The organism is Cytophagales bacterium, from assembly GCA_033344775.1.
GTDB lineage: Bacteria > Bacteroidota > Bacteroidia > Cytophagales > Cyclobacteriaceae > JAWPMT01.
Genome location: JAWPMT010000005.1, coordinates 345,592 through 365,959 on the forward strand (window position 1 = coordinate 345,592; position 20,368 = coordinate 365,959).

Consider the following 20,368-nt stretch of genomic DNA (forward strand, 5'->3'; position numbering starts at 1 on the left):
AAAGAATTCAGGGACACAATAAATGTGTCCCCTTCCCCCAACTTAATCCAAAGCCAATTGCTGAGGAATGTTTTGGCTTATACGGATGACTTATCACAGGGAAATACCTGCTCGGAAACCAGCATAGTTGACAAACTTGCCTGAGTTGAGAAACAACCCGCCATGAAACAATTTCCAGCGTGCATTTACTCCTAACCTAAAATGCCCAGGAGTGTCTGTGATTCCATCACTTTTCAAGACATTGATATGATAGAAAAGCTCTGGTCCTACTTTCAGGTCGTTGAAAGAATGAACATATCTTAATCCTACTGGCACATTCACAAACCACTGTGGATCAGGTTTTTCAGGGCTATCTCCTTGCTCAGGTGCATAAGCCAGAGCATCTCCACCAAAGTGGAAATTAATAGGCAGATTTACAATGTCATATAATTGGATCGCATAGAGGATACCAACATTCGCCATCCCGGAAATTCCGTCGGGGTTAACCAGATAAAAGTTTCCATAGAGCTCGCGTAACTTATCGTTCATCAATCTGGCTCCAACTCCCAATGAACCCTGATCTGAATTTTCAAAACCGAAGTTCTGCACGTGCGCATTGAATCCTTTGAAAATGTAATTGCTCTTATCAAGCTTTTCAGCATTTCCTCCCATTTTCAGGTTTAGCCCTGCAGAACCATCATCATCATCCTCATCCCTCACAACAACATTCCCGTCCGTGTATAATTCATCGATGCTGCGACCACAATCAGACCCATCTGGCAAACCTCCTTTTTGTGCTGCTTCTTTGAAGAGTGATTTCAGGTCAATCTCCTCTTTGATAAGGGCCAACGCACCTAAATCTTCTTTTAAGGCCGAAATATCCTCGTCTCCGGTGATTTCATCCTGACCTTCTCGCTGCAATCTCAAAGAAGTGATTTTCAATTCTACCCGACGATTTTTTTGACGCCCTTCTTCCGTTTCATTGGAGGCCACAGGAAGTGTTTCACCATAACCAACCGCATCAATTCTTTGTCCGTTGATGCCCTTTTCGATGAGGTAATTCCTTACTGAATTTACCCGAGCCTGTGAAAGTTGCTGATTTGCTTCATCGGATCCCACATTATCAGTATGACCTCCGAATTCAATAACGATCTCGGATTTTTCCATGATGTCATACAGGTGGTTCAATTCTGTTTTTGATTCCTCTCTTAACGTGGCCTTGCCAAAATCGAAAAACAAATTGTCAACATTGAAAGATGCTCCCACTTCTATTGCCTGTACCTCATGGTCCTGAGTGATGGTTCTTTGATTTTCCAGCTCCAGTAAATAGGCATATTTGGCCTCTCTTAACAACTGTCGCACCTTTTCACTTTCAAGATCATATGAATCTGTAAGCTTAATGAAGTCATCAAAGTTCTGGAGCATATCTCCTTCAGTAGTTGCTGATAGGTGTACATTAAATGATCTATTAAACGCCTTGTAGTTACTCTCAGAAGTCTGTAGTTGGGCAAATTTGTCACCTACGATCTCTTCGAAACTTCTGATGGGATAATACTTTGATAAGTCATTGAGGTCCAAATCCGTATCGTAATACAAATACCCTTTCATGTCTACAATTACGTCATATCTTTTGTATGCGGGCAATGAAAGTGCATAGCTACCATCGTTTTCATCACTTACGGTCAGCCCAACTTCTTCCTTCGTTTCATGATCATAGTACCGAATAATAACTGGCACACCTTTGGCCTTCTCATTGACCACTGTCCCTTTGACATTAATAAATGTCTCTGGCCTTAAACTTGGAGGCAGAATGAATTCATAGATATTTCGATTTTTCGTAATACTTGTTTGATCATAGGCACCAATATACCCTCGGGTACCCGAAGAAGGTATCGCCAAGTATCGATCGGAATCTAAGGTGTTGATCTCTTTACCCATGTTGATGGGTTCTGACCAATTCTCCCAGGTATCATCCAGTCGGCGTGTTACAAAAAGATCTTGGCTTCCAAAAGAAAAGTACCCTGAACTAGAAAAATAGAGTGTTTCATCATCTGCAGCGAGGTAAGGGGAATACTCGCCTTCCGGGGTATTGATCCCCGACAAATTGATGGGTACTGACCACCCTTCACTACCGATAGTGGTCATATATAGGTCCGTTCCTCCTTTTCCTCCAGCTCGATCACTGACAAAAAGCAAATATTTTCCACTACCACTTAAAGAGGCCTGGGCTTCCCAGTCGTCAGTATTGACCGATCCTCCAAGGTTACAAGGGAATGTCCAGGTTTCTTCTTCTTTCACAGAATAAAACAAGTCACCCCCACCGAAGGACCCGGGATAATTCCCGAACAAAATGACGACATCCTGATCTGCATTGATCCCTAACAAACCTTCATGTGTTGTGGTATTGAGCACATCAAAATTGATCGGATTGCCCCAGTTTCCATCATCGAGTCGGTTGGTATAGAACAGATCCTCTCCCCCTTTCCCATCATCCCTGTCACTCCCCGTAAAGTACAGTCTACTACCATCCTTGCTGACCACAGGGTAGTATTCTAGTTTATCGGTATTGATGTTATCGATGGATCGAAGCTCTATGTCCTCATCTTGCCTTTTCAGTAATTCGATATATTTCCTGGCGTAAATAATATCTGCGCCACTATATTCATCCTTGTATTTTTCCATGGCGGAAATCGCCTTATCAAATTCTTTCAAGGCGAAATAACTTTTGGAAAGGTTCAGGTACTTGGATGCATCATTCCTAACTTCAGATTCATAGTAGCGTGCTGCATTGTAATAGTCTTTATTTTCAAAGTAACTATTACCATCTTGGGCGGCTGCAAATGTCAAACCTAGTAGCATTATGCAGGCGGTGAATATATAATGTTTCATGGCTTTAAGATTTAAACCAAAGGTCCTATTCTTTCACGGCCATGGGTATACCGTATTTACGGTATTTACATCCGTTTTATTACGTAATTAGTAACCAATAAGCTTGAATGGTGCCCAGTAATACGGATGATTAAATTGCTCTGATTGGATCAGTTTGATCTTTGCTTTTTGCAGAGATTGGGCATAATTCCCTGTGATTAGCAATTCATTGTAAAAGTTGATCATCAGTTGTTTGGTGCTTTCATCATTGACCTTCCATTGAGAGACCAGTACCCTGCGGGCTCCGGCTAAAAAGAAACTTCGGGAAAGCCCCACGACACCTTCTCCCATGAAATAGGTGCCGAGGCCTGTTTCGCAAGCTGAAAGGGAAACCAACTCAGCATTGAGTTGAAGCAATTCAATCTCATTGGCGAATAAAATTCCATCCTCGGCATTGTTAGAACTAGGATCAAGGAAAAGACCTGACTTGTTAGGATTTAGCTCATTAACAAACCCATGTGTAGCAAAATGCAGGTACTTTACTTTGTTATAATTCAAAGCTTTCACTCGATCCTCGCTAGCCTCGGATTGAAGGAAGTATTGGGCATTGATCGTGGCTCCTTCAAAAAGGTTATTCAATTGTTCTACCTCAGATTTTGTACCCGGAAGCGGCTGAAGCTCCTGATCGAATGAGAAAGATCTTGAAGTGCCTAACGATGGAGCCATGGCCTCTCTAACAAAACGGCTTGCATCCAGATTCAGTTTATTGTTTTGATCAAAAACCGGAGCAAAGGCGATCATTTCATTAGGCTTTTCCTTTACTTCTCTAGCTGCTATGGCTTCTCTTAGTGAAAGAGAATTGTGGTAGGTGATTTGATAAGTTTCTATCAAAAAGGGATGGTCCTCCGACTTCCTGAGTAATTCAAAAGGTAAGGTATTCAAAGGCCCTGAGGGAATGATAATCAAATTCGAAATGGATTCGCCTTCCAGATATCCTACAATTGGATCAAGAAGCGATCCATAAATTCTCTTACCAGCGGCATCTAAGGCAGCGCTTATTTTAAATAACACGGAGTTATTGAGTGCTAACAGGCTCTTTGAGAAAGTGTTTTCATCATAGTTGTGATAACTAACTTTTACGTTTTTTTTGGTGATCAGAATTGATACCAGCGTATCCCTGGTAAAGTCATATTGAAGCACAGCCGATCCTTCCTCCAATGATTTTTGTAAAGCTGAGGTAGAAATTCTCCCGGGTCCGTCCACCCACTTCCTAGTAGATTTTTCCAGAGACTCTATCTCGGTTAGTATCTCCAGTTTACGATCATGCAGTCGAGTAATCACTGAAGGTTGTTCTGCTAAAGCCAAAGCCGCATCTACTCGCACCAGCAGTGCTTTTTTTTCAAAAAGCTGTCGATCAGATTCCGTATTGGCAAGACTTCTATGCGAGATACTACGAGTCAATACAGAAGACTTAGAAGCCTCCATGAAATGGAGAATTCGATCCAAATTCTTCTCTGAGGGTGCCCTATCATGTGCTAACATCGCAGCTTCCAACCCTAGTGTATTACTGGATGAATAGGCGTTCGTAATTTGATCTGACTCATTCAATAACTGACTTTGCCCCTTCTTTTTGAAGTCATTGGCCAAAGCAATGGTTTCGAAAATGGGCTCTAATTGGTCGCTTTCGAATTCCAACAGGTATTTTGCTTTCTGTACGTAGAACAGATAACGCTGATGATAGGAAATTTTTTCGGCGAATAATTTCAAATCCCGCTCAGTTCTCTCGATCAATGCTTTGGCTTCTGGTAATTTCCCATTGGCCTTTAATGCTCCAATCAGAATATGCCGAACCCTTGTCTTTTCGCTTTCATCGTTGTGGGTTTGTGTCAGGATTGCCATGGCTTTATTCAGCAAAATCACTTCCTCGTTATACTTTTCAAGCACCTCTAAGGCAAGCGACTTATTCACCAAACAGGCATAAACTTTGCTGGACATGCTCCCATAGGTGCTCTCATACAGTTCGATTGCTGAATCGTAGTGAGCAATTGCCTCTTCCTCGTGACCAGCTAAGTCATAGAATCGTGCGCATTTTTCATACAGAGATGCCAATAATGTTTGATCGCTCAATTGCGTGGTAAGTGGAATGAGCTTCTTTAACGCTTTCAATGCCGCTTCATAGTCATACCCTATGGCTTCAATCGCATTGATACGGACCAAAATAGCATCACGACTATTATTCCCATAGATGTCCTCATATAGCTGAATGGCACTTTCATACAGCGTTTTTGCTTTGAATTCTTGATTAATATTTTGATATACCGTGCCCAGGTTGTTGTAGCAAAGCGCCACATCTTTCGAATGTGCATCGACACTTCTGTAAATGTTCAATGCCTTCTCCATCATTTCAATCGCTTCGTAAGGTCTTCCGATGTTGTCCAGCAGAATCCCATAATTCAAGTAATCGCCAGCCAATTCAGGACTATTTCTTTCGAAACTAGATTCAGAAATATCAACAGATCTCTTTGAGTGAGTCAATGCTTCCTCGGATCTTCCCAGATGCATCAGCGCCATAGCATAGTTGTTCAGCGCATAAGTCGCATTGTGATCCTCTTCACCGTACAACTTTTCTGTAAGCTCGATCGATTTTTCGTAAAACATTGTGGCAGAATCGTACAATCCCAAGTCTGCATAGCACAGTCCGAGGTTATTATAAAGGCTTATTTTGAATGGATGGTTTTCATTCAGCCCTTGTTCGGCCAGTTGTACCGCCAACTTAAATTCACGCAGTGCCTCCCGAAGCTGATTTAACTCTTTTAAAATAAATGAAAGGTTACGATGGATAGGATAGCGCTCTCTGGGATTCAGGTCAATTTTATCTGCCAGGGAAAGGGCCTTCTCCGCAAGGGATTTTGCTTCAAAAAATTGATAGTAGTCGTTGAGCGCCTTAGCAAAATCCGACATGCATTTGATGTGCCATTTATTTAAGGTGTCCACCTGGAAGTAATCCAAAGCAGTTTGATACAAAGCAATTGCTTTCTCGGTCTGATCCAGATCTGAGTAGCAATTAGCGGCATCCTGATAAGTCTTGGCTGTGAGTAGTGAATCGGAATCTGGCATCTTTTCAATGATCTCAATGTTCTTCAGATAAAGGGGAAGCGCCTCTTGCTCACGATCAAAGCTATTTAATGCATCCGCTAATCGCTCTCTTTCTCTTAGTGTCATGCGATGAGAATCATCATAATTAGCCTCAAAAATTTTAAGTGACTGACTATAGTGTGTTATTGCTGCCCCGAAATCCCCGTTGTTGTAGTAGTGATTTCCCTGACTTGAGTAGGCCCTGGCCGTTCCCTGAGCATTCTCTCCTTCAGTTTTTCTTCTTAAGTTGACAGCAACTTTTCCATGATAAATACTTTTTTCATGGTTATCTAGCGCATCGTATGTATTCCCTAGATTGTAATGTATGGTGGCTGCTTCCTGAGATGCATTGCCTTTCAGTTTAATATAAGCCTCAAGTGCTTGCTCATAATAGATGATCCCCTGCTCAGGATTCTTTAACCCATCACTATACACCACACCAATGTTTTGCAAGGTCCTGGCCACTTCTATACTGGCGGGACCATTTTTTACTTTTCCTAATTCGAGGTTTTTGAGATGTATGTCCAGGGCCTTTTGGGATTGGCCAATATTCTGCAAACAGAGGGCATAGTTATTGTAGAAATTGACCATCCATTTCTTGTCGCCACCTATTTCATTCAACAGGTATTCGTAGGCTTTTTCATAATAAAAAACCGCACTATCCGATTGGTCCTGCCAATTGTACATATCTCCCAGACTCTCATAAACAAAGCCCAAGAAATGCTGTGCTTTTTTCGTTTGCGGTTGAATCAAGGCAACGGACGAGTGAAAATATGCCGCGGAAGAATCATATTGCTCCTGCCAATAGAAATACTGACCTAGCAAAAAATTAAAATAGCCAGCTTCAGGAGATTGCTCTCCGTATCGGGCTAGCAACGGCTCTACGTCATCATCAATCGTCGCAAAAAACGCATCGTAATCGTCAAAAAGTAATTCCAACCATGCTCTCTCTGCCTGTGACACATAGTAATTCTCCCAATCACCAGCGGCTTTCAACACCTGTGATGCCTGTGCGTATTCTTGCAAAGCTGTGCTGTAATTCAACTCATAAAAGGATTTCTGAGCCATTTTAAGCGCTTTCTTCCCGGATTGAGCGAAGACGGAATAAAACCCGAAGATGAATAAAATCGATAGAATACGCATTTTCCTAATCATTTAACAGGAAAATTATCTTTTTGGAAGTAGTCTCGAAATACCGTGATCATGGTATTTTCGTAGAAGCCAATTGCCAGGTCACCTAACCACTTAATCCTTGACCAAGAAGATTTTCATTGTGGATGACCATCAAATTATGATTGATGGTCTTGAAAAAATCATCAATGAGATTGATGACGTTGAGATTGTAGGTATAGCCTGCAATGGCAAGGAAGCAGTTGATAAAGTCCCGATCATCCGTCCTGATCTTGTACTAATGGACTTAGACATGCCCATCTTGAATGGGCTGGAGGCTTCGCGTATCCTTTTAAAGGAGGTTAGTCATCTAAAAATTGTTATTCTCACTATGCATGGGGAGCGATCAATTGTGGAGAGAATGATGAAACTAGGTATCTATGGGTACCTTATCAAAAATGCGGACAAAGAAGAGTTGAAGTTAGGTATAGCTCGGGTGTTGAAAGGAAAAAAGTATTTCCAGACGGAGGCTATTGAAGGATTTGTTAGAAGCACCGAATCTAAAGCAACACTAGAAATGGGTCAATTGTCCGTGTTGTCTGATCGTGAAGTCGAAATTCTTTCGCTGATCGCAAAAGGAAAAACATCCACAGAAATCTCCGAAGAATTACATATTTCCTCCCGCACCGTAGAAACTCACAGAAAGAACATTCATCAAAAACTAGACATCAGGAATATTGCCGGTTTGGTAAGGTTTGCCATCCAGGTTGGTCTGGTTCAATAAAACAATCAATTTGAAATGGAATCTGGGAATAAGTCCCAGAATTCACTTCTAGTAACCAGCATGATCTTCTAGCAATGGAACAATAAAATAAATGCGTTTCTACCTCATGAACTTCGGGAATCACTGATTGGAAGCAGCGACCTGAAAGTATCGCGCGATGTTTACTGGTTCACCAGTATTCGTGATACCCCTTATTGAAACCTGATAATTCCCAACTAACCTTGAGGTGGTGAATTCTAGCACAAAGGAGCCTCCTCCGTGGCGATGCATTGGCTTCCATAAAACATTCCTCTCGTAGTGAGGCAGGTTTACAGTGGCATTGATCTCATATTCCTGATTGAAATAGGGCTGGTACTCAGATAAGGAGAAAATTTCACCTAGTCCTGGCATATTCTTACCCGATTCATCAAAAGTATGTGCAGAAATCACACCTTTATAAACCTGATCATCAACAAAATAGTAAGCGGGTAACACTTCTATTTTTTCAATATCATTTGGGTTTTGATCTAAAAGTGTTCTCGCATCGACACGCAATCCATCCAATAAAATCATAGGGGAATTGGCGTTAGAAGCCATTCCTGGCAGTTGCTCGCACCTTACAAATATTTTGTCACTCTCCTCAGATTTAGATACCCCAATAAGGATCGTCAGTTCGATGAAGGTATCCCTGATAGAGGTAAATCTTTTATAATCATCCAAATGATAAACAATGACATCCTCTCTGTTCAAATAAGTATTTCTAACCGATTGTTCGGATTGCTCCGGCAACAGATAAGCATTTTGAATTTGAGCATAAATACTTCTGTCAATCAAGGTAGACATGAAAACAGCGTCCAATACCGTCTTGCCTTGATTTAATACTGGGTAGCCGATGCGAAACTCGTCGATCAAATCAAATTCAATCGATTCATTTTCCGTTTGAATCTGAATTGAGCCATTTGAAGTTAACTCAGGCTTATAATTCATCCAAAACCTACCATACTCATCGGTTACAGTAGTGGCAACCTGAAAAAAATCACCTTTTACGGTCATGTTGATTCTTTCACCAGCTTGGTCACCAGCTATCGCTTTAATCCGCCCTTGCACTTGGGCATATTTATAGTCTGGGAGAATATTGTAGGACTCAATGGCTGCTTTTGGGCGCTCTAAGTTGATTTCATTGGTGTAAAAAAGATTAGGCTTCTTTGATACAGTGATCGAAAGTGACGATGGTTCTACGTCTCCAAGATTCATCGTAACCTGCTGTAGTTGACCATAGGTTTCATTTCTCGGATCATTGGCTTTGACCTGTACGGGAGTTCCTGAGATTTCATAGATTTTGGTTAAACCTATGTAAGGGTTTAACACGAGCAGCGATTGCTCAAAATAGGCGTCATAGTTCCTCATCCACTTAGTATATGCGACCACTCGGTATGTATTGGTTAACCAAGCCGGGTTGATGTATATCTTTCCTGCCCCTCTACCACCCCTGAGACCGACTTTGGTCTGATGAACTGGATTACCTTTCTGATCAATCAATTCGACATACAACAAGCTGCTAAGTTCACTCAGTTGTTTGGTCTTATTACTGTAAACGAAGACCGAAAAATGTAGTGTTTCACCAACCAGGATATTCGTAGTATTCAGACTTAGATGGACTTCTTCCTGGAAATCTTGTGTTTGTGCATACAGATCGAGCATCATGAAGCCGATCCCAACGATAATAATACTCCTTAGTCCCAAAATGATGGCCTTTCTAGTGATCCATAAGTTCTGCAGTCGCTACATATTTTTGGCGCCAGAATAATCGCCGTATTGTAAAATGTACCTGGCACAAAATTATCCGTAGGAGCAAAGTCATAAATGAGGCGATTACTAAAATCAAAATCACCGGCCAGGATGTCCACTGTAGGCACTGTTTCAGTCAACTCATCACAAAAATCCAATATCTTATCCACTGCAAAACCTTCGTCTCTCCATGCCCCGCCTTCAAAAACTTCAAACGTCTCTGTTACGCCAGCTACTTCGAAATAACCTAACACCGGCTCTGTTATGTCATTGACATTTTGAATATTGCCAATAAGCTGGCCCTTTTGTCGATCGAAAAAAGACCCAGCAGACTCGTTATTTTCTTGAAGGTCCTTGTAATACTGATATGCTGCCCCTGAAATGCGAAAAGCTTTGAGTCTTAATGAGTATCTCCCAAGTAGATCTGGCTCATCAGTCTTGATAAATTCAATGGGAAACTCAAGTAAATCACTATTCACTTGCCCACCTGTTGTAGCAATCAGGAGGCTCTCTGAAGGTTTATTGATGTAGCAGCGCTCAAGATCAATAAGCCTGCGATCTATTTCACCTGTAACAACATTATACTCATATAAAGACGCAAACGGCACCAGAATCTCATGGTCTTCTACATACTCAAATCTGTAATTATGATTTGCTCCACTCACCCCTGCTATGTCGGTTAAAAACTGGATGCCTACATCAAACCCTCCACTGGTCTCTGAACGAAGGGTTAAAAATCTACCATAAATATCCACTTCCTGAACCGGTGACAATAGTTCTTCTTCCCTGGATTGATATTGTTTGCCATCTGGAGTTCCAATGGACAATTGATATTTCCTTCCCACGATCCCTACAAATGAAGCATCGGGCTGATAAAGTCCGGAACCATCTCCCAGAAAATTAATTGTATTACCAAGATCATCCCTAAGGACTATGGTAGCACCTGTTAAAGCCTCGGGCTCAATTCCATCCAGGGCATATGAATATTGTAATTGGACAAATTGCTCTCCCGGGACATTGGCGACTTGTGCGTCTATCACCAACACTCTCCGTGTATCTATCACCTCAAATTCATGAGGATTGACACAAGCAGAGACGCTAAGAACGATTATAAACAAGTAGTTTCTCAAAATTTAAAATTGTAAGTCACCGTGGGTATAGGGGTTGGGAATATGCTCAGTTCATACCCCTTTATTTCGTCTTCATCAACCTCAAAAAAGATTGAATAAATGTTATCTCTGCCCAGCAAATTGTACACTGAAAATGACCAGGAAGAATGCGTAAACTGCTTCAATTTGTGACTCGCATTGATATTGATGCCCAAATCGACCCTGAAATAATCAGGTATCCTGAATTCATTTCTTTCAGAATAAAGAATATTCTCTGATGACTTAAAATCCCACTTACCCACAGGATAGGTGATGGGAATACCGCTTGCATAAACCACATTAAGTGTCATGGTAAACCTGCTCGAAAACTTATAGTTGGTCACGGAGTTCAGGTAATGTGGCTTATCGTAACCTGTCGGGAAAAAGGATCCACCGTTGATAATCTCTGACGGATCAGTACCATCGAGGCGAATAAAAGACCGGGAAAAGGTGTAGTTCAACCAGCCACTCCACCACCCTTTGGCTTTTGAGACAGAAAACTCTACGCCATATGATTTACCGTCTCCTTGTAACAAATCTGTTTCTAATGTGGGATTGAATTGGAGCTCAGCTCCTGTTTTAAAATCAAGGAGGTTCTCAATGTTTTTATAGTATGCCTCCACGGAGACTTCAATTAGGTCTTTATCGAAGATGTTTCTGAAATAGCCAACGGAAAACTGATCCGCCAGCTGAGGGGCAATAAATGGACCAGAAAGTCGCCAAACATCTGTTGGGGCGATGGATGCTGCATTTAGCAGCAAGTGTAAATTCTGCCTGGTTCGACCGTAGCCAAATTTCAGGGAACTGGAAGGATCCAATATGTACCTCCCTTGAAGTCTGAATTCCGGTCCCTGGTTTAGATGAATGATATCGCCTTGTTCATAAGTTTTGCGATCTATCACGGTCGATGACTGCCTGGGCTGCCCTTCTTCGTAAATATTGATTGTTGTTGGGCCGTAAGAAGTGAAAACGGAGTACCTGATACCTCCATCGATCGCTAACTTCTCAGATAAGTTATAGGAAGCTGTTAAATAAGGTGCTACTTCCAGGGCTTTTTCTTCGTCTATTTGCTCTTCTTCTATCAAAGAAGCGGAACCTTTCGGCGCCTTCTCTCCCGGACTAAGTGTATAAGATTTTGTTTCTGCTCCAAACTTGAAGTTCAATTTGGAATTGACGAGGTAGTCAAACTTGGCAGCTGTTCTAAATTCATTTACAGACAAATCAACATTGAAAGCCTGCGTAGGTAATACGTCAAAGCTGGAGCGATAACCAAAGTTGCTGTTTCCTACTTCCAGAATACCAAATAGCTGGTCATTAAAAACATGCTTCCAACTTGCTCCCAGAACCTTATTTTCGTAAGAGAAATCACTAAATGACAATAGTGTATCAGACTGAATTTTGAATGCATCGTAGCTGTAATACCCAGTGACCGCCAACTCATCTTTTTTACTTAGTTGCGTATGGGTTTTTACTGTAAAATCGTAAAAGGAGGCTTCATTATTGCCAAGTGTGGAATTCTTAAACTGATCCAGTATGTATTGAGAATACGTTCCTCGCCCATTCACGAAAATGCTGGTCTTCGCTTTATTGATGGGCCCTTCAAGCTGAAGTTGAGAGGTAACCAGACCAATCCCTCCACTCAATTCAAATTCCTTGTCATTCGGCCTTTTCGTCTTGATATCGAATACGGACGAAAGCCTCCCACCGTACTCTGCAGGAATCCCATTTTTGTACAATGATAGCCCCCCTACTCCCCGAGAATTAAAAGCAGAGAAAAACCCAAAGAAATGGTTGGTGGTAAATACCGTGTTATTATCAATCAGGAACAGGTTTTGATCGGCCTTACCTCCTCTGATGTTGATCCCAGCCGATCCTTCGCCCACATTCTGTACACCAGCGGTAGAAGTAGCCACACGTATGATGTCTTTTTCTCCCAGAAATGTGGGTAAAATTGAGATTTGCTTCGGTTCAATCTTTGTCAGCCCGACTTGTATCGCCTCGATGTTTTGATCTCTTTCAGCACTGACCACCACCTCTTCTAAAGCCACAACATCTATTTTCAGCTTCACGTCAAGTGATCCATTCGAAAACAAATTCAACTTGCGGCGAGTATCTATGGTCGTAATGGACTGAAAATTCAACTCATTGATACCATTTGGCAATGTGATACTGAACCGTCCCTCTTCATCGGTGATGGTACTTACGAATGGCTTGGAAGAGAAAATATATATTCCTTCCATGGGGCCATTTTCTGTCGTTACCTGCCCCCTGACCGAACTAGCCTTACCTCTCTCGAACTTCTTGATATCGCCAATGACATGCATTTTGTTCTCCACATCACTATCGTCGGTATTCACTTGAAAAATGAAGCTCTCCAGGATTTCAGAAGATTGCGATTCCCTCTGAACCTCATTATCCTGGATTTCAGGTACGACTATGGTTGTATTAGAAAGAAGGATTACGTCCTCATTATTCAGGTAAAAGTTGAGCCTGGTATCTTGTAATAGCAAATCAATGGCTGCTTCGTCGTTGAGTTGTGTATTGACTTTCTGCCTAATGATTTTGACATTTCTGATCCATTCATCGCGGTAAAAGAAGTTCAGGTGACTTTTCGATTTTTCGACCTCTTTGATCGCTTCAAATAAAGAGATACTATCCGTTACTGCGGGTGTTTCCTGAGCTAAACAAGCATCGACCGTAGCCAGTATTAGCAATATTTTGACTACCCACCTCATTTGACAATCGAATCACAATAGTTCAGAATGGAACGAAGAAATACTTCCTTCTTCTTTCTGGACAAGATGAATAAACTATTCTCTCTAATGTATTTTTTGATTTCCTTCCTATGAGCTGGAAATATCTTATATAATGATCCCTTCTGTCGGTAAGGGTGGATTTCGTCTTTGTACTTGATGTAAAAATTCGTCTTTGGGTTGAATTCGAATACAGTCCCTGCAGGTTGACCGGTTTTGGATTCCTTCGCAAAGCATTCCATGCTTTTCCCACGAATGATCAACTTATAGAATCCGGCCGATCCTATTTTAGCATGGGTGAAACGTAAAAACTTATCGTTGTGAATAGTAAAGGAATCAATCTTACTTTGCTTGATCAGCAATGATCGCTCCCCAGCCTTTTCCATGTTAAGATTCCTGATCAAGAGAAGGTCCTCAGAGGTGTTATAGATGATATCTACTCTTGGAAATAACCTTCCTTCATAAGTAATCTGTCCATAATAATCCCATCCTGTTTTGTAAAATGGTGTGTGGTATTGTGAGATCAATTCCTCATGCTCATCATAGTAATATGTCCCATTCATGAGCGGAGCCTCACTGTTTGTGGTAATTGCTTTATACCAATGTGCTATGTCCCCACTCAACGATGGAAACTGATCAAAATCCTGCGCACTCAGCTCACTGATTGTGTGAACACAAAAAAATAGAATCAGTAATTTCTTCAACAGCTTTGTTAGGTTTCGAAGGTCATTCAGAATCTCTGAAACAAACGAACCCCTACTTCACCCCTAAGTGATGAGAACGATCCCTTGAAAAACATGAGCGACTTTACAGCAGCGGCATTTTCGTTGTATCATCAGCGATAAAACAGCTCGAAAAGCCTTCGTTGAAATACATTTTTTCACAAAAACTACGGGAATCACGGTATTGACTGATATTCATTAAACACATTCCTTTGATAAAAAGAAGTCATGGAATACGCTTTCAGAAAATCCGCATTTGAAAAAGAAAAGACCTACGTACTCGCCAAGGAAGGTATTGAAGTGACTGATCACGAAGGAAATAAAGTCACGTATCAATACTCAGATATTGTTGAAGTGCATACCTCTTACGCCGCATCAAAAAACAATGCCTTTTATCAATGTGTGCTAAAAATGGCCAATGGTGCCTCGTTACAGCTCAAATCGCAACATTATAGGGGTATTGCCGATTTTGAGGACCGTAACGAAATGTATAGTGCCTTTGTACAGGGGCTTCACCAACTGTTGGCACTTGCCAATCCTGCCGTAGCTTACAAAAAAGGAGTTGGTATAGTGGGTTATGTCGTTAGTATGATCGTTTTCATTATTGCAGGCTTGTTATTCCCCATCATTTCAGTATTGGCACTTATTGCCGGTAGTCTTTTGTACGGTATTATCGGAGTGATAGGAAGCATCTTCCTTCTCATTAAAATGGTGAAATACACGAAAAAGAACAGGCCCGGGAAATACACGCCGGATAGTATTCCCGGGAATTTGTTGCCAGCCGCCTAAGTTTTTTGACCACTGCTTTAGGATTCCAAATAGAATATGAAAAAAACAAGTCCTCCCCGGCGAACCGAAGAGGACATTGATATGGTTTGTATAGCGAAAAGGCTACAACACTACATTATTGCTTCTTTTTAAATTTTTCAAAGGCGTTATCCCCTTCCACTTTAGGAAAGACGTTGTTATTCATGTCCACATCAGCAATTTCCTGATTGGGGTCCACTACGATACTGATCACTTCTTTCTCTTTGAGGAAAGAATGCTTGTATTCTGCCTCATTGTGTCTCCATACTTCTGCGGGTAGCACTTCTCTCTCAGTGGTACCATCAGCATAAGTCCATTCAATGATAATGGGCATGACCAACCCTCCTCGGTTTTTGAACGTAAGGACGTAGATGTTTTTCCCAGATAAAGACGCTTGTAGTTCATCCTCGTTAATACGACTAAGGTATTGTCCATAAGAACCATCCCCGGTAGGCAACACAGAAATCATTTCCGGGCCATTGCTAAAATCGTTCCCTTGCGAGTTCCCAGAACCAGAAATCTTCGAAGACTTACCTTTCCTTGGCCGGTTTTCAAGGCTGCCTTCTTCCTGCATGGTCTGCATCCACTTCACTTCTGCCAGCTCAATGTCTACATTATCCGTGGTAAAATACCATCCTCTCCAAAACCAGTCTAAATCCGTTGCTGTCACATCTTCTATGGTTCTGAACATATCAGCAGGATTAGGGTGTTTGAATTTCCATCGATTGGCGTATTCTTTAAAAGCCTCATCAAACAACTCCTGTCCAATGATAGAATTTCTGAGCATCTGAAATCCGACGGTAGGCTTCTGGTAAAAGTTGCTACCCATCTGAGAGAGCAAATCATTGTCCGCATTGGTCATGATCGGGCGAAGGATACTTTTGTCTCCTTTCATGAAAGGAACAATGCTCTTGGGCTCGGTATGGCTCCACTGAGGATATCGTTCAGCCAGTGTTTTTTGATGAACATAGGTATTCAATCCTTCGTCCATCCACATCCACTTTCGCTCATCAGAACTCACGATCATCGGGAACCAGTTATGCCCCACTTCATGCACGATCGTACTGGTCATTCCACGTCGAGCTCCTTCGGATATTTCTCCATTGACCGGGCGACCACCATTAAAGGAAATCATGGGGTACTCGATACCGATATTTGAAGTATTGACCGAAATACAAACTGGATAAGGGTAGTCAAAGGTTGTCTCGGAATACACTTCCAGCGCATTTTTGATGGCCATCGTAGACTCTTCTGTCCATACTGGAAGCCCTTCTTTAGGATAGAAACTCATGGCCAGGACATTGTTAGTAGGCAGTTTCACAGCCATAGCATCCCAAATGAATTTACGGGAAGTAGCAAAAGCCACATCCCTCACGTTCTCGGCACGGAATTTCCAGGTTTTCGTCGAGCTAGATTTCTTTTTCTCATTTTTTCTAGCTTCCTGAGGAGTCACAATCATTACCAGTTTGTCTGTGGACTGTCTGGCCTTCTTTAATCTTTCTATTTGCGTTGAGGACAGTACTTCTGACTCATTGATCAGTGCGCCTGTAGAAGCCACAATGTGATCTGCAGGAACCGTGATCTCCACATCATAATCTCCAAACTCCAGGGCAAACTCACCTAATTTCTGGAACTGCTTGTTTTGCCAGCCATCGGTATCATTGTAAACCGCCATTCGAGGAAACCAGTGGCCCAACAAAAAGACCTTGTTATCGTCCTCCGGAAAGTACTCATAACCTTCTCTTGAAAGTAAAAAATCTGCTCTATTCGTGATATAATTCTTCCATTTGATAGAAAAAGTAATTTTCGAATCAGGCTGCAACGATTCTGGAAGGTCCAATCGCATCATGGTCCTGATCTCACGGTATTTCAAGTTTTTACCTGCTTCATCTTTGACCGAAATAATCTCTGTGCCTGCAGGAAAATCAATGGCTCTCAAAATCCGTTGGGCCTGTAGCGATGAGATGCTATCTTTTACCCCGCCAAAGACATAATTGAAATCCGAACCGTCTTTCCTGTTGATATTTTGCTCGAGGTTGATCCACAAGAATTTCAGGGCATCAGGAGAGTTATTGTAATAGGTAATGGTCTCTTCACCCTCCAGGACATTGTTCTGTTCATCGATGGAGGCTTTGATTTGATAGTCAGCGCGTTGTTGCCAGTATTCTGCACCAGGAGTTCCCGAGGCCGTCCGATAAGGACTAGGTGACTCGATCAAGCGATCAATCGCTTCAAATTTTCCTGAATAAGGAGGGGTTTCCTGTGCAACCAGAGAAAGACTGACCGCAAACACAAGCAGCGTGCTTAATACTATGTTTTTCATAAGAAAGAATTTCGATCAGCCAAGATATACGGTTTGAATTGGCTCATGAGAGGGATTGTGGTTGACCGGTGCATTTCTTCCGTAAGTGATCATTCGCAATTCATTATTTTTATGAATTGAAACCACAGCGCATAGACACAAATGGGATTACCAGAAAACTCCAAACTCCTTGTCACGAAGGAAGGAGATCAATTAACCGTTGAATTGACACACAGATCTTTCAAAAACACCCTGTTTTGGTTCTTCATGACTGGTCTATGGGGTTTTACTTTCTGGGGCTTTATCACCAATGACGCGCCCATCGTATTTCTATTTCCTATTGGTCTTATGATGCTGTTATCCCCAATCGTATTTCTTTTCTTTTTAATCGGAAAACGAATGATTATCATCGATCAGGAGTACTTCACCTTTATCTGGTCACTCTTTGGATTTAATCGTACAAAAAAGAGAAAATGGAAGAATCTGAAAGAAATTCGGAAGGTGAGCATGTACAAAAGCAAACGAAAATGGGTCTATGGCATTGGACTCTATTTTAATGGAGAAAAAAAGATCAAATTCGGCTCGTATTTGAGTGATGAAGATCGAAATTTTTTGATGCGAACATTGGAGAAGCTTAAGTAGGGGTTAGAAAACCTCACCCCGAGATAATGCATTTCAAAATGACATCCCTTCATTAACGGGATGAATATCATCACAGCCTTCATACTCAAACGAGACCTCTCCCCTCTTCGCATTAAGTACCAGCCTATGCCTGGCTCCAATGACACGAGCATCTGCCGTACCATATCCCGCATCGCCTTCGTACATGCAAATGAAAGCGCTTTCTTTCTGATCAATCACAGGTAATACAAATACGGGTTTTAGCTCGTTCATAGCTTGTTTCGCCTCATTCACAGAATTGCACTTACTGATCAACTGTAAACTCATGATTGTCGGAGGCATCATCGCCAACTTACCTGCTTTCAATTCATCAATCGCTGCCTGCGGGTGTATCCAGAGATGTTGTTTGATTTCTTGATCATCGATGATCACTTCCGGGGCATGATCGGGTAATGCTCCAAAGAAAAACCAGGTCGCAAACCGACGAGGTTCCGCCTTGGGTGTCGTCCAATGCCTGAAGAAAAACAGATCATCCGCAAAAATGTCTACACTGGTCTCTTCTTTGGTCTCTCGAACTGCAGCAATTTTGGCGGCATCCAGATCATCTTTTCCTCGTTCAGTTTCCGAATTTTCTACCTTTCCTCCCGGGAAAACCCAAAAACCACCAGCGAAATTCAGCTTTTTACTTCTTCTCAATAATAAGACTTGTAATTCACCTTCGTGATCACGGCATAGCATGATGGTGGATGCTGGTAGGGCTTCTGTCATGGGAAGGTAAACTTAGCTTTTAGTAGGGAATATTTGGCGTAAGGGCCGCGCAACCTCGCATATATGGGATGAAAAAATACAACGGGAATTGAATAATCGCTTGATGAAAGTCGATCGCTTCAGACTAACACCGGAAAAACATACCTGACTAAATCAAAAAAACCATCCTGGAAAACCAGGATGGTTTAAATATGTTGTGCGAGGTGAATTGTTATCGAACTTCTTGGAGGGTTTAACAGCGTTTACTTAATGGGCCTATTTCTTTTTGAGCGTTGAATTGCAGGCAGATAATTTGGTTCACTTCAGCTATTCAAATCTTCTAAAGCCATTTTACTATCATTCATGCGAATCAACGTACGATTGATAATATCGGTAATGGCGATGGTTTCATCATGCAAAAAAAAGTGGCCTCCATCGAAGTAATGGGTACTACAGGTGCCAGTTGTATGTTTTTCCCATTCGCCACACTGTTCCGGGGTTAAATCATCTTCTTTTCCAAGAAACACCGTCATATTCTGGCTCAAGGCTTGAATTTCACCCTGGTGCTCATAAGTTTCAGCGATTTTAAAATCGTTTTTCAACAAAGGCAGGAATAGCTCGAGTAATTCAGGATGATTGAAGAACTCAGGTGGGGTACCTCCCAAATTGATCACTTCCTTTTTGAAATCTTCATTATCCATTAGATGATATTTTTTTTCATCTTGCCTTTCAACATGAGGGGCCCCTCTTCCGGCGAAGAATAAATGCATGGGTTCCGCTAAGGAAGTGTGATTAATTTTATGGGCCAATAGATGTGCGATTATGGCTCCCATACTATGTCCAAAAAAGGCATAGGGTGATTCAATTAGTTCTTCGTATATATGATGAAAAATGTCATCTGTTGCTTCATATATATCATTATACAAAGGTTCCTGAATTCGCTTTCCTCTACCAGCCAATTCAATGGGTCTTAGTTCTATTGAAGGATCCAAATGTTGTTTCCACTTCTTGAAAATTACGGCCGAGCCTCCTGCGTAAGGGAAACAAAATAGTTTTAGTTTATTCATATCAATCAATTCAATACGGTTCAAATCAAACCATTCACATTAATAAGGATCAAGTTTTATCCCTACTTTAATTTTATTAATTCGAGATTATTCAAATATGCCTAATCCTCATAATAGCCTGGGTATTCACCCTCTTCATTAATCTTTGGCTCGTGTTCTTGTGCCCATTCATTGACTATTTTTTGCCTTTCTTCTGCTGAAGAGCCGTTCAATAATTCATATTGTACCATTTTTATCCATGGTCCCTGAATGAACGCTTTCATAGCTTCGTTCAGCGGGTTTTCAAAGATATTTTTTATCTCTTTTTGAAGGTTCTCCGTTTCGGAAATGTATCTGCAGTTTATTGGCTTTTCATCAACAATAGCGAAAATTCCAAATACTGCTTTCTCTTCCGGCAATTCTTCCAGGTTATCTTTTTTCTCAAGATTGAAATCTTTGTGATAGACTTCCTGTCTGATGATTGTTTCCGTTGCTTCCATAGATTTATTACGTTACATGTGTATAATTTAATAGTAAGACTAGCGTAGTTGGCACATAGAATTACAGGTTTGTGATCTT

General features: G+C 41.5%; 13 protein-coding genes. 3 read left to right on the forward strand and 10 right to left on the reverse strand.

The window, feature by feature from the left end; all coding sequences use genetic code 11:
- Positions 1 to 93: 93 nt before the first annotated feature.
- Positions 94 to 2,868, reverse strand: a complete 2,775-nt coding sequence (locus R8G66_19415; protein ID MDW3194556.1) for an OmpA family protein — start codon at positions 2,866 to 2,868, stop codon at positions 94 to 96.
- Positions 2,869 to 2,955: 87 nt separating this feature from the next.
- Entirely contained in the window at positions 2,956 to 7,125 is a 4,170-nt protein-coding gene (locus R8G66_19420) for a tetratricopeptide repeat protein (protein ID MDW3194557.1), read from the reverse strand.
- A 109-nt stretch (positions 7,126 to 7,234) separates the two neighbouring features.
- On the opposite strand from R8G66_19420, the gene R8G66_19425 reads away from it, so the two are divergent.
- Positions 7,235 to 7,876: a response regulator transcription factor gene (locus R8G66_19425; protein ID MDW3194558.1), complete on the forward strand. Its 642-nt coding sequence runs from the start codon at positions 7,235 to 7,237 to the stop codon at positions 7,874 to 7,876.
- 120 nt (positions 7,877 to 7,996) lie between these two features.
- On the opposite strand, the gene R8G66_19430 is transcribed toward R8G66_19425, so the two are convergent.
- From R8G66_19430 to R8G66_19445, 4 genes are read right to left on the reverse strand one after another with little or no spacing between them, the layout of a single operon-like run.
- Positions 7,997 to 9,559, reverse strand: coding sequence for a hypothetical protein (locus R8G66_19430; protein ID MDW3194559.1), 1,563 nt, complete (start codon positions 9,557 to 9,559; stop codon positions 7,997 to 7,999).
- Positions 9,560 to 9,588: 29 nt separating this feature from the next.
- On the reverse strand, positions 9,589 to 10,773 hold the full coding sequence (locus R8G66_19435; GenBank protein ID MDW3194560.1) for a DUF4249 domain-containing protein: 1,185 nt from the start codon (positions 10,771 to 10,773) through the stop codon (positions 9,589 to 9,591).
- Entirely contained in the window at positions 10,770 to 13,526 is a 2,757-nt protein-coding gene (locus R8G66_19440) for a carboxypeptidase-like regulatory domain-containing protein (GenBank protein ID MDW3194561.1), read from the reverse strand. The genes R8G66_19435 and R8G66_19440 overlap by 4 nt, the downstream gene beginning before the upstream one ends.
- Complete coding sequence (locus R8G66_19445; protein ID MDW3194562.1) at positions 13,523 to 14,248, reverse strand: hypothetical protein; 726 nt, start codon at positions 14,246 to 14,248, stop codon at positions 13,523 to 13,525. Before R8G66_19445 ends, R8G66_19440 begins: the two co-directional genes overlap by 4 nt.
- Before the next feature lie 246 nt (positions 14,249 to 14,494).
- Between R8G66_19445 and R8G66_19450 the strand changes: the two genes are divergently transcribed.
- Positions 14,495 to 15,055: a hypothetical protein gene (locus R8G66_19450; protein MDW3194563.1), complete on the forward strand. Its 561-nt coding sequence runs from the start codon at positions 14,495 to 14,497 to the stop codon at positions 15,053 to 15,055.
- A gap of 115 nt (positions 15,056 to 15,170) precedes the next feature.
- Here R8G66_19450 and R8G66_19455 read toward each other — a convergent pair whose 3' ends face one another.
- A complete protein-coding gene (locus R8G66_19455; protein ID MDW3194564.1) occupies positions 15,171 to 17,396 on the reverse strand; it encodes a M1 family metallopeptidase in 2,226 nt (741 codons plus the stop codon).
- Positions 17,397 to 17,537: 141 nt separating this feature from the next.
- Between R8G66_19455 and R8G66_19460 the strand changes: the two genes are divergently transcribed.
- On the forward strand, positions 17,538 to 18,017 hold the full coding sequence (locus R8G66_19460) for a hypothetical protein (GenBank protein ID MDW3194565.1): 480 nt from the start codon (positions 17,538 to 17,540) through the stop codon (positions 18,015 to 18,017).
- Positions 18,018 to 18,050: 33 nt separating this feature from the next.
- Here R8G66_19460 and R8G66_19465 read toward each other — a convergent pair whose 3' ends face one another.
- The 3 genes from R8G66_19465 to R8G66_19475 form a co-directional block, all read right to left on the reverse strand.
- The gene (locus tag R8G66_19465) at positions 18,051 to 18,764 is read right to left on the reverse strand and encodes an NUDIX hydrolase (GenBank protein MDW3194566.1); all 714 of its coding nucleotides are present in this window, start codon (positions 18,762 to 18,764) and stop codon (positions 18,051 to 18,053) included.
- 302 nt (positions 18,765 to 19,066) lie between these two features.
- A complete protein-coding gene (locus R8G66_19470; protein MDW3194567.1) occupies positions 19,067 to 19,810 on the reverse strand; it encodes a thioesterase domain-containing protein in 744 nt (247 codons plus the stop codon).
- Positions 19,811 to 19,911: 101 nt separating this feature from the next.
- Positions 19,912 to 20,289 (reverse strand): hypothetical protein, encoded by a 378-nt coding sequence (locus R8G66_19475; GenBank protein ID MDW3194568.1) that lies wholly within the window; start codon positions 20,287 to 20,289, stop codon positions 19,912 to 19,914.
- Positions 20,290 to 20,368: the final 79 nt, after the last annotated feature.